The organism is Luteipulveratus flavus (assembly GCF_029439465.1).
Classification (GTDB): domain Bacteria; phylum Actinomycetota; class Actinomycetes; order Actinomycetales; family Dermatophilaceae; genus Luteipulveratus; species Luteipulveratus flavus.
Genome location: NZ_JAROAV010000032.1, coordinates 38,854 through 51,918 on the forward strand (window position 1 = coordinate 38,854; position 13,065 = coordinate 51,918).

13 protein-coding genes are annotated in these 13,065 nt (G+C 68.3%); 2 read left to right on the forward strand and 11 right to left on the reverse strand.

What is annotated here, in order from left to right; genetic code table 11:
• Window positions 1–7: 7 nt before the first annotated feature.
• The gene (locus P4R38_RS13055) at window positions 8–745 is read right to left on the reverse strand and encodes a hypothetical protein (RefSeq protein ID WP_277192503.1); all 738 of its coding nucleotides are present in this window, start codon (window positions 743–745) and stop codon (window positions 8–10) included.
• An 88-nt stretch (window positions 746–833) separates the two neighbouring features.
• Here P4R38_RS13055 and P4R38_RS13060 point away from each other — a divergent pair, with 88 nt between their 5' ends.
• Window positions 834–1,862: a restriction endonuclease gene (locus tag P4R38_RS13060; protein ID WP_277192504.1), complete on the forward strand. Its 1,029-nt coding sequence runs from the start codon at window positions 834–836 to the stop codon at window positions 1,860–1,862.
• A 161-nt stretch (window positions 1,863–2,023) separates the two neighbouring features.
• Window positions 2,024–3,298, forward strand: coding sequence for an ATP-binding protein (locus tag P4R38_RS13065; RefSeq protein WP_277192505.1), 1,275 nt, complete (start codon window positions 2,024–2,026; stop codon window positions 3,296–3,298).
• A gap of 11 nt (window positions 3,299–3,309) precedes the next feature.
• Here the strand turns inward: P4R38_RS13065 and P4R38_RS13070 are convergent, their stop codons facing one another.
• From P4R38_RS13070 to P4R38_RS13115, 10 genes are all read right to left on the reverse strand, one after another.
• The gene (locus P4R38_RS13070; RefSeq protein ID WP_277192507.1) at window positions 3,310–4,062 is read right to left on the reverse strand and encodes a hypothetical protein; all 753 of its coding nucleotides are present in this window, start codon (window positions 4,060–4,062) and stop codon (window positions 3,310–3,312) included.
• A gap of 149 nt (window positions 4,063–4,211) precedes the next feature.
• Entirely contained in the window at window positions 4,212–4,835 is a 624-nt protein-coding gene (locus P4R38_RS13075) for a hypothetical protein (RefSeq protein ID WP_277192508.1), read from the reverse strand.
• A gap of 174 nt (window positions 4,836–5,009) precedes the next feature.
• Complete coding sequence (locus P4R38_RS13080; protein ID WP_277192509.1) at window positions 5,010–6,173, reverse strand: hypothetical protein; 1,164 nt, start codon at window positions 6,171–6,173, stop codon at window positions 5,010–5,012.
• Between the two features lie 268 nt (window positions 6,174–6,441).
• On the reverse strand, window positions 6,442–7,347 hold the full coding sequence (locus P4R38_RS13085; protein WP_277192510.1) for a peptidoglycan-binding protein: 906 nt from the start codon (window positions 7,345–7,347) through the stop codon (window positions 6,442–6,444).
• Window positions 7,348–7,422: 75 nt separating this feature from the next.
• Window positions 7,423–8,316 (reverse strand): peptidoglycan DD-metalloendopeptidase family protein, encoded by an 894-nt coding sequence (locus tag P4R38_RS13090; protein WP_277192511.1) that lies wholly within the window; start codon window positions 8,314–8,316, stop codon window positions 7,423–7,425.
• A gap of 224 nt (window positions 8,317–8,540) precedes the next feature.
• Window positions 8,541–8,963 carry a ribonuclease HI gene (gene rnhA / locus P4R38_RS13095; protein ID WP_277192540.1) on the reverse strand — a complete coding sequence of 141 codons (423 nt, stop codon included), beginning with the start codon at window positions 8,961–8,963 and terminating at the stop codon, window positions 8,541–8,543.
• 364 nt (window positions 8,964–9,327) lie between these two features.
• Window positions 9,328–9,786 (reverse strand): hypothetical protein, encoded by a 459-nt coding sequence (locus P4R38_RS13100; RefSeq protein ID WP_277192512.1) that lies wholly within the window; start codon window positions 9,784–9,786, stop codon window positions 9,328–9,330.
• A gap of 223 nt (window positions 9,787–10,009) precedes the next feature.
• Complete coding sequence (locus P4R38_RS13105; protein WP_277192513.1) at window positions 10,010–10,396, reverse strand: Imm7 family immunity protein; 387 nt, start codon at window positions 10,394–10,396, stop codon at window positions 10,010–10,012.
• Complete coding sequence (locus P4R38_RS13110) at window positions 10,397–12,304, reverse strand: restriction endonuclease fold toxin (protein ID WP_277192515.1); 1,908 nt, start codon at window positions 12,302–12,304, stop codon at window positions 10,397–10,399. It lies immediately after the preceding gene.
• Window positions 12,301–12,756 (reverse strand): DUF6507 family protein, encoded by a 456-nt coding sequence (locus P4R38_RS13115; RefSeq protein ID WP_277192516.1) that lies wholly within the window; start codon window positions 12,754–12,756, stop codon window positions 12,301–12,303. Before P4R38_RS13115 ends, P4R38_RS13110 begins: the two co-directional genes overlap by 4 nt.
• Window positions 12,757–13,065: the final 309 nt, after the last annotated feature.

The window sequence follows — 13,065 nt, forward strand, 5'->3', positions numbered from 1 at the left end:
CCTGGCGTCACCCGACGGCGACGGTGCCGTCCTCGCTGACCCACCAGACCTCGATTCCGAGCGTCTCGAGCGAGCCGGTGGTCTCGGCGTACAGGCTGCGGTAGCGCGCAAAGTCCGGCAGCGCGATCACGCTGCGCCACTCGGGCTCCCGGTTGCGTTGCCTCATGGCGAACAGCACCGCGCCGGCGTACCAGTGACCGGCCTGCGTGCTGGGCTGAGCGCGCTTCGTCTCGTGGGCTCGCGCGGGGTCGGCGTACGCCTTGCTCGGGAAACCCTTCACCTCGACGCCCAGGGTCTGTCCGTCGCGCGCTGCGACGATGTCGGTGCCGCGCTCACGTGAGGCGGTGTTCGCGACCGACAAGATGCGCCAGCCGTCCGCCGCTAGGAACGCGACGACCGCCGCCTGGACGTTGGCCTCGGTGTGCCAGCTCTCGTCGGGCTGGGCCGGGCGCGAAAGTGGCTGAGCCGCCACGACGGCCGCCGCCTCGTCCCGCGCCTCGATCTTGCCCCGCAGCTCGAAGCCCAGAGCCCCGAGGTGGCGACGCGCCGCGTGCGAGATGAACTGGGCGCGCGGCACCTTGAGCGCGATCTCGAATGCCTGCCTTACTGGGAACCACGTCCCGTTCACTCGGACGGCGTGCTTCTGGATGCCCTCCGGGCTCACCCCGGCCAGTCCCTGCTCGACCTGCTCGCGGCTCAACCGATGCCGACGACCGTTCAGCACGAACTCGATCGAGTCAGTCATGGTGTGACGGTAGTTCGCACGACAGCCGGACGTGGGGACTTCCAGGTACGGCATGCTGAGCCGAGCACGGCGACGAAGGGGGACGGCCATGACGATGTGGGGGATCCACAACGACGCGCTCGGCGCGGAGACGGTCGACGGCGGGTTCATCTCGGTCGGCTGGGACCGGATCGGCGATCTCACCGCGATCGGCGACGACCGCGAGCGCATCAAGGTTGCGCTGGCCGAGGCGTACTCGTCCGCGAAGGCCGGCGCCATCCCGGTCTGGGCGGGCATGCTGCGCCGGTTCGCCTTCGAGCTGCGCGCGGGTGACGTGGTCGTCGCGCCGTACAAGCCGGACAGCACCATCAACTTCGGCGTCATCGAGGGCGAGTACGAGTACCACCCGGACGTGAGCGAGCACCGCCACCGTCGACGGGTGCGCTGGACCGACGTCGGCGTCGCGCGTGGCGAGTTCCCGCAGCCCGCGCTGTACGAGATCGGCTCGGCGCTCACGCTGTTCCAGGTCCGCAAGCACGAGGACGTCTTCGCCGAGTTCCTCCGGACCGGCACCACTCCGCCGGCTCCCGAGACGGCTGCGACCACGACCGATGCCGAGGTCGTCACCGACACCGTCGCGCAGGACCAGCCGAACGCCGACCGCATCGACCAGCACACCCGCGACTTCATCATCCGCACGCTGCTGAAGGACGTCAGCCACGAGCAGTTCGAGCAGTTCACCGCGGATCTCCTGGTCGCGATGGGGTACGAGGCGCGCGTCACCCGGTTCACCAGCGACGGTGGCATCGACGTCATCGCCCACAAGGACAAGCTCGGACTCGAGCCCCCGATCATCAAGGTGCAGTGCAAGCACACGACCAGCACCCAGGGCCGGCCCGAGGTGCAGCAGCTCATCGGCACGCTCGCGTCGAGCGAGGCGGGGTTGTTCGTCACCCTCGGCAGCTACAGCCGCGAGGCGTCCGACCTGGAGCGCGAGCGGCAGAACCTGCGCCTTTTCTCAGCCGCCGAGATCACTGCCCTCACCCTCCAGCACTATGACGACCTGCCGTCGCGCTGGCGCTCACTGATCCCGCTCCGCCGCGTCCTGGTCGTCGACCAGTCCCCCGAGGCCGGCTGAGCTCTGCGGCACGGGCCCTGGCACGGGCACCTAGCCGTCGGCCTCTCGGGGCAGGACCACGACGACCACGATCCGGGCTGCCTCGTCTCAGGGCTGCTCTTCGCCGGCTACGAGTTCTGCTGATTGACTTGCAGAGAGTCTGCTAGTTGTAGCGTACAGACATGTCCACCTACGTACGAAGGATTGTCGACGACGAGCTGGACGACCTGTTCGAGCACATCGCCGCTATCGCGATCGACGGCCCGAAGGCGGTTGGCAAGACGACGACAGCTGAGGAGCGCGTCGACGGACTGCTCAAGCTCGATTCCAAGACCAACCGGGAGGCGATGCAGGCTGACCCCGAGCTGTTGCTGCGGCGCGTCCGACCGCTGCTGGTCGATGAGTGGCAGAAGGTTCCGGAGGTTTGGGATGTCGTGCGGCGCGCGGTGGACGCGGACCCGACCGGTGGCCAGTTTCTGCTCACGGGCAGCGCCAGCCCAGCGGAAGGTGCCACCGCCCATTCGGGGGCCGGACGTATCGGACGACTACGAATGCGCCCGATGACACTGACCGAACGCGGCGTCACCACACCGACCGTCAGCACGCGCGAGCTGCTGACCGGGCGTCGTCCGCCGCTGGACGGACTGTGCTCGTTGAGCTTGGTCGACTACGTCGAGGAGATCGTCCGATCGGGCTATCCCGGCATGCGACACCTCAGCGCACGCGCACTGCGATTTCAGCTCGACTCCTACCTGCGCAACGCCGTCGACAGAGATGTCCCTGAGACCGGGATCACCGTGCGCAAGCCGGATGCGATGCTCGCCTGGCTGCGCGCGTACGCGGCCGCAACGTCCTCCACCGCCAGCTACTCGAACCTGCTCGACGCGGCGACACCGGGGCAGAGCGACAAGCCGTCACGTAGCACGAGCATCGCCTACAGAGACGCGCTGACCCAGGTGTGGTTGGTCGATCCGGTGCCCGCGTGGACGCCGTCCGGCCACCCGCTCAGCCGTCTTGCCCAGACTCCGAAGCACCACCTCGCTGATCCGGCCCTCGCCGCACGACTACTCGGTCTGTCCGTCGACGCGCTGCTCGACGGCGACGGCAAACCCCTCGGGCCGCAGGCAGGTTCGATGCTCGGCCGCCTGTTCGAGTCACTTGCCACGCTCTGCGTACGGGTCGTCGCGCAAGCCGCGGACGCAGCTGTCGGACATCTACGCACGCGCAACGGTGATCACGATATCGATCTCGTCGTGGTCCGCGACGACGGCAAGGTGCTCGCCGTCGAGGTCAAGCTCGCGACGACGGTGGCGGATCAGGACACCAAGCACCTGCGGTGGCTCGCGGACCGGCTGGGCGACTCCCTGCTGGACGCGATCGTGATCTACACCGGACCGAACGCCTATCGCCGGAGGGACGGCATCGGCGTCGTTCCTCTCGGATCCATCGGCGCCTGACCCGTCGCTGGCTACTGGTTGACGAGGCGGTTCTTGGCGGTCAGGACCTGCAGCTGCTGCGACGGTCCCGCGATGTCGATCGTGCCCGGCACGTCCACCCACGCACCCCCGCCCAGACGGAACTGGCCCCCGTACGTCACCGTCGAGCCTGCAGTCACCGTGCCCGCACCCGCGTACGCGTGCGTGACGTCGCCGGTCGGGTACGGGCCGCCCAACGACTGTGTCGTCATGCTCGCGCCGTCGCCGAAGGTGTAGCGGACCTGCTTGAACCGCGGCCGGATCTCCACCCGCTGACCCACCAACGTCACTGACCGCACCTCGTCCGGCTCGTTGCCTGCCGCCGGCCACGACACCTGGAAGTACGTCGGCAACGTCACCAACGTGCGGTTGCCCACCGGCTGCATCGACAGGGTGGGCTTCGCGAACGGCGTGTGCGTCCACGCCTCCTTGATCATCGCCATCGTCAGCTGCGGCCTGCTCTTGCCCGGCACCTTCTCCGGCCAGCACGTGTCACCGACCTGCTCCCACGCCGACTTCTGGTTGTTCGGACCCAGCAGCCGCCGGAACACCCGCGTATACGTGCTCGGCCGGTTCACCGTGGTCTGGCAGTACGACATCGCCTGCGAGCAACCGAGCTCGCCGCTGGCCTGGCCCGGCCGAGCACCCATGCACGCCATCGTCGTCGTGTACTCGTACGGCACGACCTTGGGCTTCTTCGGAGCCGGACGCCCCTCCGGCTTCCACGCGCCCTTCTTCTCGAACACGTGGTTCTCCCGTAGGCCGACGTACACCCCACCGCTGCCGGTGCACGCGCGCCCGTCACACGGAGTGCCGAGCGCATAAGCGCTCGCTGGCACCACGACTAGGCCAACCGCGCCGATCACCAGTGACGCGGCTGCCGCCAAGGCCCGCCTCATGACGATGTCGACTTCGATTCAGCGACGCGCCACCCACCCGCAGTCCAGCGCAGGAAGTAGACGACTCCAAAGCGCTGCTTCTGAACGGTGCGCACCGCAGAGCCGTCCGACCCGACGATGCGGTAGGTGGATTGGTCAAATGTCGTCCGTACGACCACGCCCTTCTCACCGGTGATCCGCTCGCCATCGACGATGGTGATGACCGCGCCGGACTCGTGCTGGCGATCCTGGATCAGGCGTCCGATGTAGTCGGAATAGCCGTCGCACGCCTTGCAGCCGGCCAACCCGTAGGGCTCAATGACGCCCTTCTGGGGCTTCGCTCCGACCTGAACCATCTTCTGGATGTAGTGCTTGGTGAAGGCGATGGCGGCGTCGGTGGTGTTGGCGCGGGCGTTCGCGGGGACGCCGGGCAGGCCTGGTCCGAGAGCGCTCGACGACGGCGCCGAAGACGTCGCCGGCGCGGCCGACGAGCTAGCCGTAGACGCCGTACTCGACGACGAAGCCGCCGTGGGCGAGCCACCCGCCTTCGCGTCGTCGCCGCCACAACCGGACAGCACGCCGGCCGAGGCGACCGCCAGCACGGCAGCGGCAGCAGTGGTGCGCGCAGAACGAGACAGCATGAGTCAGGGTCCCCCTGGATTCTGGGTCGATGCCGTCGCGAGTATCCCGACCCCCGGGCGCGCGTGGGGTGTTGCGGGCCGGACCAAATCCGCGACACCCCGATCCTGCCTGGAACGCCGATGGCCCGCCGCCGTTGTCCACAGCCCTCGAAGCGCGCGACCGGTCCGGCGGTCTCAGGTCGACAGGAGCAGGCTGTCGCGCTGCTGCTCGATCCCGCTCCACAGCCTCGGGTTCTCGACCACGAACCGGCCGACGACCACCCGGCCCACCGCCTTCACCTGCGGCGACGTGAGCAGCTGCGACCACGGCCGCGCGGTGGCCGCGGACTGACCCTTGCCCACCATCGCGTTCAGCCGCTCGACCCCGGTCCTGGCCGCCGCGTCGTCGGCTTGGGCGAAGGCCACCACGAGCACACTGCGCCCGCCGTCGACCGCCTGCCCGATGCCGTACGCGACGTACGGCGGCTGGGCGACGTCGCCGTCCGACGGCGGGGACGAGGGCCGGCGCCCGCGTGTCAGCGACTCGGCGGTGACCCGCTCGGTGCTGAGCACGGCCGAGAAGACGCCCGCACCGTCGAGAGCGTCGGCCACGCCTTTCAGCCCCGCGTTCTGCGCGAGCGAGCGCCCGCGTCCGTGCGTCCGCTTGATCAGTGCCGTGACCGCCGCGTCGGTGCGCGCGAGGACGAGTGTCCCGGCAGCCGGTACGGCGACGCGGCCGGCCTGGCCGATGTCGCTGAACGGCGCCTTGCCGGCGAGCTCGACGTCGATGCGCAGGTCGTCGAGCCACCGGACGACCGAGGCTCCGGCGAGCTGGACCACCGACGCCTTCGCGCCGACCGACGCCCGGACCGCCTGCTGCACAGCGCCCTGGTCGAACGAGCCGCGCGCCACCTGCACCACGTTCGGCGGGGCGCCCGCGGTGATGTCGGCGGTCAGCCGGCGCGGGTCGTACCCGACGGCCACCTGCACCCCGCTCGTACGCATCCGCGGGCTGCCGAAGAACGTGCTCGCCTGCACAGCGACCTTGCTGCGCGAGCCGTTGGTCAACGTGAGCGAGGCGTCGTCCAGCGCGTCGCCGGTCGCGGCGCGGTCGGCGCCGGAGGCGGTCCAGGCGGGGTCGTACCGGTTGAGCACGACGCGGCGCCGCTGCTCCGCCGCGTCCGGGACGAGGGTGAGCAGACCGGCGAGAGAGCGCTCCGGACGGTCTGCGACGGCGGGACCAGCGCCGCCCGAGGGCGGCGATGCGGTGGGCGACTCGTCGTCGCTGCACGCCGTCAGGGCAGCGGCGAACCCGGCAAGCAGGGTTCCCCTGAGCAGCTGGCGGCGGTTGGCGTCCATCGTGTCCTCTCGACGTACGGCGTCAGCAGCGACCGTAGGGCAGGCGCGGCTGTGGGGCGGGAACCGCGCGCGGTCACCGTGGTCTCGACACGGGCGCTCACTTCGTTCGGCCCGGCTCGACCGGCGAATGTGTGGGCTGGCTCGACCGGCGAATGTGTGGGCCTGGCTCGACCGGCGAGGTGTGATCCGGCTCGACAGACGGGTGGGGACCCGCGGTCTCGATACAGGCGCTCACTTCGTTCGGCCCTACTCGACCGGCGGGGCCCGGTCAGGAGAGCAGCCGCTTCCAGGTCTCGGGACCGGGGTAGCCGTCCGCGCCCGAGCCCGTCCAGCCCTGGGCGAGCTGGAAGTCGCGGACGTTGGCCCGCGTGTACCGGGTGAACAGCGTGCCCGCCTGGTACCCGTCGCCGTCGTGGTGCTTGGTGTAGCCCTTGCGGATGAGGCCCTGGTCGAGCGTCTTCACCGCCGGGTGCCGCTTGCCGACCTTGAACGCCGACGCGCCCGGGTACGGCGGCACGGACGAGCCGCCGCCGCTGCCGAGCTTCTTGGCCATCTCGCGGTAGAGCTCCTGGCCGCGACCGTCCACCCAGCGGTTGAGCGGACCACCGGGGCAGGCGGTCGCGGTGTGGTCCTGGTGGCCGGTGATCCGCAGCGCCTTCTTCTTACCCATCGCGGCGTGCGAGTGCCGGTACAGCCACTCGAGCGACGCGAGTGCCGCCTTCGACGGCTTCTGGCTGCCGCTGATGTGGATCTGCACGCCGATCGAGAAGTCGTTCGCGCCGTGCGTCGCCCCGGACTTGAACTCGTACGCGCGGGCGCCGAAGATCTCGCCCCTCTGGGTGATGACGAAGTTGTAGAGGATGCCCGCGTTGTTCGGGTCCGCCTTGTGCTCGCGGTCGATGCTGCGCGGCACCTGCGCTCCGCTGTCGCCGCCCCCGGTCGCACCGTGGTAGTGCACGACGAAGTGGGTGATGGCACCCTTGTCCAGCCGCGGCGGGCCGCCGGCCTGCCAGCCGGTGAACCCCCACCTCGACCGCGGGATGATCGTGTGCGCCGCCTCGGCGCTCGCCCACTGACCAGGGCCGGCGACCGCCACGGCGGTCGCGCCGACCGCGCTCACCCCGGCGATCTGGAGGAGCCGGCGGCGACTGAACGTGTTATCGGTGGTGCTCATGGTCGTTGTCCTTCCTGCACGAGAAGGCGGGCGCGCCGGGAGTGCCGACGCGCCCGCCGTACGGGGTGGGTCCGGTCAGCTCTCGACGTAGCCGTGCGCGTTCCAGAACCGCGTGGGGTCCGGGTTGTCCAGGTGCGGGTCGTTCACACTCTTGGACGCGTACGGGTGCTTGCCCGGGCGGTACTCGACGTGCGTGTGCGTCATCGAGCCGGCGCCGTTGCGGGCCTCGGTCGCGATGACCTGACCGCGCGTCACCTTCTGGCCCACCCGCACCTTCGGGTTGGAGTGCAGGTAGATGACGGTCTTGTTCTCCTTGGGCAGGTAGATCGCCAGCGTCGCGATGCTGTCACCGCCCGCCCGGATGACCGTGCCGCTCACCAGCGAGCGCACCGAGCTGCCGTACCCCTTCGCGAAGTCGATGCCCTCGTGCCGGCCCGACTGGCTGGTGTACCCGTCGAACTTGCAGGTCAGCCGGCCGCCGCCACCGACGTACAGCGCCTGCGACATGCGCTTGCTGCCGCTCGGCGGGTTACCGCCGCCGCCCTTGCCGATGCGGTGGGAGGCATTGTTGTTGTAGACCGCGGCGGGCAGCTTGCCCTTCGCGCCGGGCTTGAGGGTGGCCGAGCGGCCGCCGTACCCGGAGTTGAAGTAGACCGTCACCGGCTTGGACGACCGGTTCCAGAAGCCGCCGGCGTTGTTCTTGACGCACTTGCCGGCGCCCTTCTTGCCCTTGCCCTTGAACTCGTAGCAGCCGGGCTGGGTGGCGCCGTAGTCGCCGACGGAGCCGGTGAAGTCGGACCAGGCTCCCCTGAGGTCGGAGTTGAAGTTGTAGCAGAACTCGCCCTTCTCGCAGGCGCCGTTACGCCCCGCGGCGTCCGCCTGCGAGGAGATGGACAGGCCCGTGAACGTGGCGGCGGTCAGCGCGAGCACGCCGAGGCCGGCTGCAGTGCGGTGCTTGATGATCGGCATCGATCGTTCCTTTCGCTCGGATGCCCGGACGTACGACCACGTCGGGCAATGGCAGAACGGTGACGAGCCGAGACCCCTGTTCGGTACCAGCCGGAGCGCTCCTGACAACGCGAGCGGACGTCAGACCCCGGAATGACGCGGATCTGACAGACCACGCGACGCCTGTCAGATCCCGGATCTGACAGGCGTCTGACAACCCTGACAGCGGCGGGCGGGCCGGAGCGTCAGGCGGTCAGCTGGGTGATGCCGCGATTGGCGAGGGCGTCGGCGCGCTCGTTGCCCGCGTCGCCGGCGTGGCCCTTGACCCAGATCCAGGCGACGTCATGGCCGGCCACCGCCGCGTCGAGCGCCTGCCACAGATCGACGTTCTTGACCGGCTGCTTGGCCGACGTGCGCCACCCGTTGCGCTTCCACCCGAGGATCCAGGACTGCATCCCCTTCATCACGTACGTGGAGTCGACGTTCAGCGTGACCGAACTGCGGCGCGTGAGGGCGTGCAGGCCCTCGATGACGGCGGTGAGCTCCATCCGGTTGTTCGTGGTGAGCGCCTCACCGCCGCACAGCTCCTTCTCGTGCGCGCCGGAGCGCATCAGCACACCCCAGCCGCCCGGACCGGGGTTGCCCTTGCAGGCTCCGTCGGTCCACATCTCCACGATCGGCAGGTCGGCAGGCACGGCGGTCACCCTATCCGTGCGCGCGCTCGATGCCGGCGCGTGTACGACGAGGGCTGGACCGGGACGGGGGGTGAGGGCTTCCGCAGCCCACCTCTCATCTCCCGGACGACGCTGGGTCGTCGTCGTACGCGAGCTCGGACCAGTCGTCCGACAGACCACGCTTCAACATGAAGAGACGGAGGTCGTCGAAGTCCGGCGTGCTCGGATCGACGCCAGACGGCCACGTGGCGTCGCACTCATCGCACACCTGGATCGCCTCGCCAGTTGCCACAATCTTCCTCGTCTCCACCGCCCCTTGGCCGCAACTCGGACATTCGACGAACCGTCCGCGAGTCAATCACCAGCCTCCCGCATAGCGGCCCAGTCGCTCGATTTCTTCATCGAATCGCGCCTCATCCCGCGGAAAAGCAGTCTTCATGCGCGCCCAGAACATCGTCCCGGCCTGACCCAGCGCACGATACAACTCCATCAGGTCAACCCTCGCTTCCCGAATCGGGTCGACGAGAACTCTGATCACGACGTCGGCCCCGTCGCGCTCGAAGACAACGTCCACCGGTTGCCCCGGCAACTCCATGAAAGTCTGCTTCGATGACTCGAGCCCGTCCAGAGAATCACCGATAGTCGACCACAGCTGTCCGACTTCGTCCCAGAGAGATTCGTCGAGCAGCGTTGTTCCATCGGCAATGAGCCGTATCGCACCATTGACGTACAACCATTCGGATCCATAGTCGAACGGCTCATCAATTGCAGAGAAGGCGACGCCGTCTCTTGTCACCAGTGTCTCTACGTCAATCAAGAAAAGCTCCTCACGGGAAAGAATTGAACGATGCGTCCGCTGTCGATCTTGAACACCCAGACAACTCTTTCAATTTCCGTCTCGTAGCGCTGTTTCCGCCCTCCCCCTGATATTGCTGAGTAGTTTCGCGAGACCTGGTCGCGAACAATTTTCCCACTTCTCCGATGTCGACTGCGCGACGAACGCCGTGTCGAGAAGATCTACGATCGACGGGCTTTACATGTCAGTCCTCGATCTTCGGATTGCATGGCGAGAAGAATGGGTCGGCCTCTTCAACAAGAAGTCCACGCCTGACAACGTAAACCTTGTACGAGTTTCCGAGGGGTGATTCGTCGTCACGCCAATGGAGTAGTCCATGCGACCCAGGCAACTCTTTGGCGATTCTCCGTACGAGTGAAAGAAGAGAATCGAACTCTGCTGTGGCATGGTTTGCGACGGCATGCAACGTGAGCACACGAACTCCACCAACATTGTCAAAGGCAGCCTTGGTCGCCCAGGTCAGGTGCAACTCAACCCATGCCGCGAGTTCTTCGATCTTGGGGTCCACCGCGTCCCAGTCCGACTCGTACGTCGAGTCGGACAGAACGATCCATCCGTGAACGTCAACCATCTATCCTCCCAAGGGAACAGTGTCGAGCACATAATCTATCGCGTACCTGTCTGCATATCGCTCGAGCGCGCGGATGACGTCGCGATCTGGCGTCCCTTCGAAATGAAAATATGGCCGCCGCCCTGTGGCCAGTGATACTTCGAACGTCGCCTTCGCCTGAGCGCGGAAGTCTTTGCCAATTCTAAAGTTTGCGGGCTTTGACTGCACCACATAATCCTTCGAGACGACGTCGAATTCATTTGCGGGGCCGTCGCTGAATTTGACACGCGACACGCCCTCCATTCGAGCCGCCAGGGAGTCTGCGGCAGCGTCTCGTGTCGAGTCCTTCACCAGATGTCCGAGGCTGTCCGCATGGCCGGGCGCTCCGCTGTGGGACCCCACCGAGACGTCGATCCAGTGGCCGCCGGTGAAGCCTTGCGTCCTGACGACAGCCCCGGACTCATCCGTGAAGTATTTGAGGCCGTGGCAGGTGAGCTCGGCGTGGGGCGGCTTGCCTGCGATCGCTTCGTCTGCTGCTCTGCTGCTGTCGAACTCATAGACGCGGTGGCCGACTCGTCGGGCATGCTCATTCGCGTCCAGTCCCGGGATGTCGGCGCCTTCAGCCGTGGGCCATCCGTGACCGCCGGCCGTCTCGGTGCTCCCGTGAGATGACGAACCGTGCGCCGGCTCCGTCGCTTCCTGATGCAGGATGTGCATCTCGGTCGAGATGGCGCCTCGGGTATCCCCACCGAACGCGGCGAACTCGCGGCCGGCGAAGTGCTGGGTCGGCGGAGTGAAGCGGCCGCGCGCAGCGTCGGCCAGCCCGCGGAACGTCCCCTCCGGCACGGGCTGCAGCAACGACATGGCGCCACGAGTCAGCGCGCGGTCGGCACTCGCGAGCGCGGAGATCCGGGTCGCCTGAGCAGGTGCGCGCCCGGCCAGCGACAGGCTGGCCGTCTCGAGGAACGCTTTCGCCGCTGAACCTCCACCGCCGGTAGACAGGCTCAGCAGCAGGTCGACGGACAGCGCGCCGACCGTGCCGTTCGGGTCGGTCCGCGCCGTGTCGACGCCGACCATCGACTTCAGCATCCCGAAGAGCCGTCCGCGCGACTCGCCCGCGGGATCGACCCGCATACCACTCATCTGGGCCGAGAACACGAGCAGGTCCAGGCCGGTCTGGGCGAACCCGGACCCCGCCGCAGCCTGCCTCCCCGGGCCGTACGTGCCGTTGAGCGAGAGCAAGGCGTCGGCGTACTGCTTGCCGCTCTCGAGCGACCCCTGGCTCTGCCGCAACCGGATGACCGAGGGGTGGATGTCCCGCCACATCGTCGGCGCGCCCCACGGCGTGCGACCGGCCCGGGTCATCTGGTGGTAACCGTCCCCGGTGAACCCGTAGACGGTCTTGTCGAAGACATGGGTCTCGCCGACGCGCTGGTAGTCGTCTTCGCCCCAGAGGTCGTTCATCGCGTTGCGGCAGATGATCTGCGCCAGGTCGAGGTCCGCGTGGAACCGGTTCAGCCGGCCCTCGAGCGCATTCTCCCTGTTCAGCAGGTCGGTCTGGTGCGACCCGTCGCCGGAGTTCGCCGCCTGGATGCGTTGCCGGTCGAGATCGAACGTCACGAGGTCGGCGACCAGCCGCGTCTGCACACCACTCAGCCGGTCGCACTCCCAGCTGTACGTGTTCAGCGCCTTGGCCGCCTTGCCGACGGCGTCCCGCAGGGTGGCCGCCCTGCTCTCGGGCTGGTCCATCGCGCGCAGCACGAGCTGCTGCTCGGGCGCGTGGTAGGCGGTCGCGAGCCCGCTCCAGGCCCGCTTGATGTTGCCGGCGTGGGTGAGGACGGCGCCCGCGGCCTCCCGCAGGTCGACCACCGCGTCGCGGATGAGCTGTCCGTCGTCGACCTCCGCGACGCCCCCGATTGCCAGGCTCACCGCTCGACCACCTCGCGACCAGGACGCCGCAGCGCTCCGCCCGTGCGCCGGCCGGGCAGCTCCGCCGGGGTCGTCAGGCCAGCGGCCCGCCGCTGGGCCAGCGCGGCCATGTCGTACTGCCCGCCCTGGTAGTGCCCGACCGCGTTCCGGGTGCCGGCCACCGCCGACCCGCTCGCCCCTCGGATCGCCGTACCCGTCGGAGTGACCACCCGCGAACCGAGGAGCCCGACCCCGGTACGGACGAGTGCGCTGTTGCCGAGTCTGTCGGCGACGCAGTCGAGGGCTCGGTCGAGTGCGTCCAGCGTGGTCTTGTACTCGCCCACACTCGTGCCGGCGCGGTTGAGAATGCCCAGCGCGGTCGTCGCGTCGATGTCCCACGTCGTCACGGCTGACCCCCAGATGCGCGTACGTACGGTCGGTGCGGCCTCCCCGAGCGCCGCGGGCTCGCCCATTCTGCGCAGGTCCGAAGTGCGCCACGGGGTGCACGAACGAACCTGTGGACAAACAGCATTGGTTCCTGTGGATAACCCGACCTGGCTCTGGATAACGAGTTCCACGGGCCACGTGGAACAGCGAGAGGACGGTTCCGCCACAGATCTTCGACCTGCCAACCACCCGCAGCCGGGCGCGTCCTGATAGACGTGAAGCGGCGTCGTTCTCAGGGGGAGGCAGCAACGTGGCTCGCGTGTACATGTACGCCGACGAGACCGGGGATCTCGGCTACGACAGTCAGTCCGCTTACTTCGGCATCGGCACGGCCA

What these genes read in the sequence shown, in the direction of transcription:
- P4R38_RS13055 (WP_277192503.1), bottom strand. Translation starts at nt 745, where the DNA reads ATGACTGACTCGATCGAGTTCGTGCTGAACGGTCGTCGGCATCGGTTG.
- P4R38_RS13060 (WP_277192504.1), top strand. Translation starts at nt 834, where the DNA reads ATGACGATGTGGGGGATCCACAACGACGCGCTCGGCGCGGAGACGGTC.
- P4R38_RS13065 (WP_277192505.1), top strand. Translation starts at nt 2,024, where the DNA reads ATGTCCACCTACGTACGAAGGATTGTCGACGACGAGCTGGACGACCTG.
- P4R38_RS13075 (WP_277192508.1), bottom strand. Translation starts at nt 4,835, where the DNA reads ATGCTGTCTCGTTCTGCGCGCACCACTGCTGCCGCTGCCGTGCTGGCG.
- P4R38_RS13080 (WP_277192509.1), bottom strand. Translation starts at nt 6,173, where the DNA reads ATGGACGCCAACCGCCGCCAGCTGCTCAGGGGAACCCTGCTTGCCGGG.
- P4R38_RS13085 (WP_277192510.1), bottom strand. Translation starts at nt 7,347, where the DNA reads ATGAGCACCACCGATAACACGTTCAGTCGCCGCCGGCTCCTCCAGATC.
- P4R38_RS13090 (WP_277192511.1), bottom strand. Translation starts at nt 8,316, where the DNA reads ATGCCGATCATCAAGCACCGCACTGCAGCCGGCCTCGGCGTGCTCGCG.
- rnhA (WP_277192540.1), bottom strand. Translation starts at nt 8,963, where the DNA reads ATGTGGACCGACGGAGCCTGCAAGGGCAACCCCGGTCCGGGCGGCTGG.
- P4R38_RS13105 (WP_277192513.1), bottom strand. Translation starts at nt 10,396, where the DNA reads ATGGTTGACGTTCACGGATGGATCGTTCTGTCCGACTCGACGTACGAG.
- P4R38_RS13115 (WP_277192516.1), bottom strand. Translation starts at nt 12,756, where the DNA reads ATGGGCGAGCCCGCGGCGCTCGGGGAGGCCGCACCGACCGTACGTACG.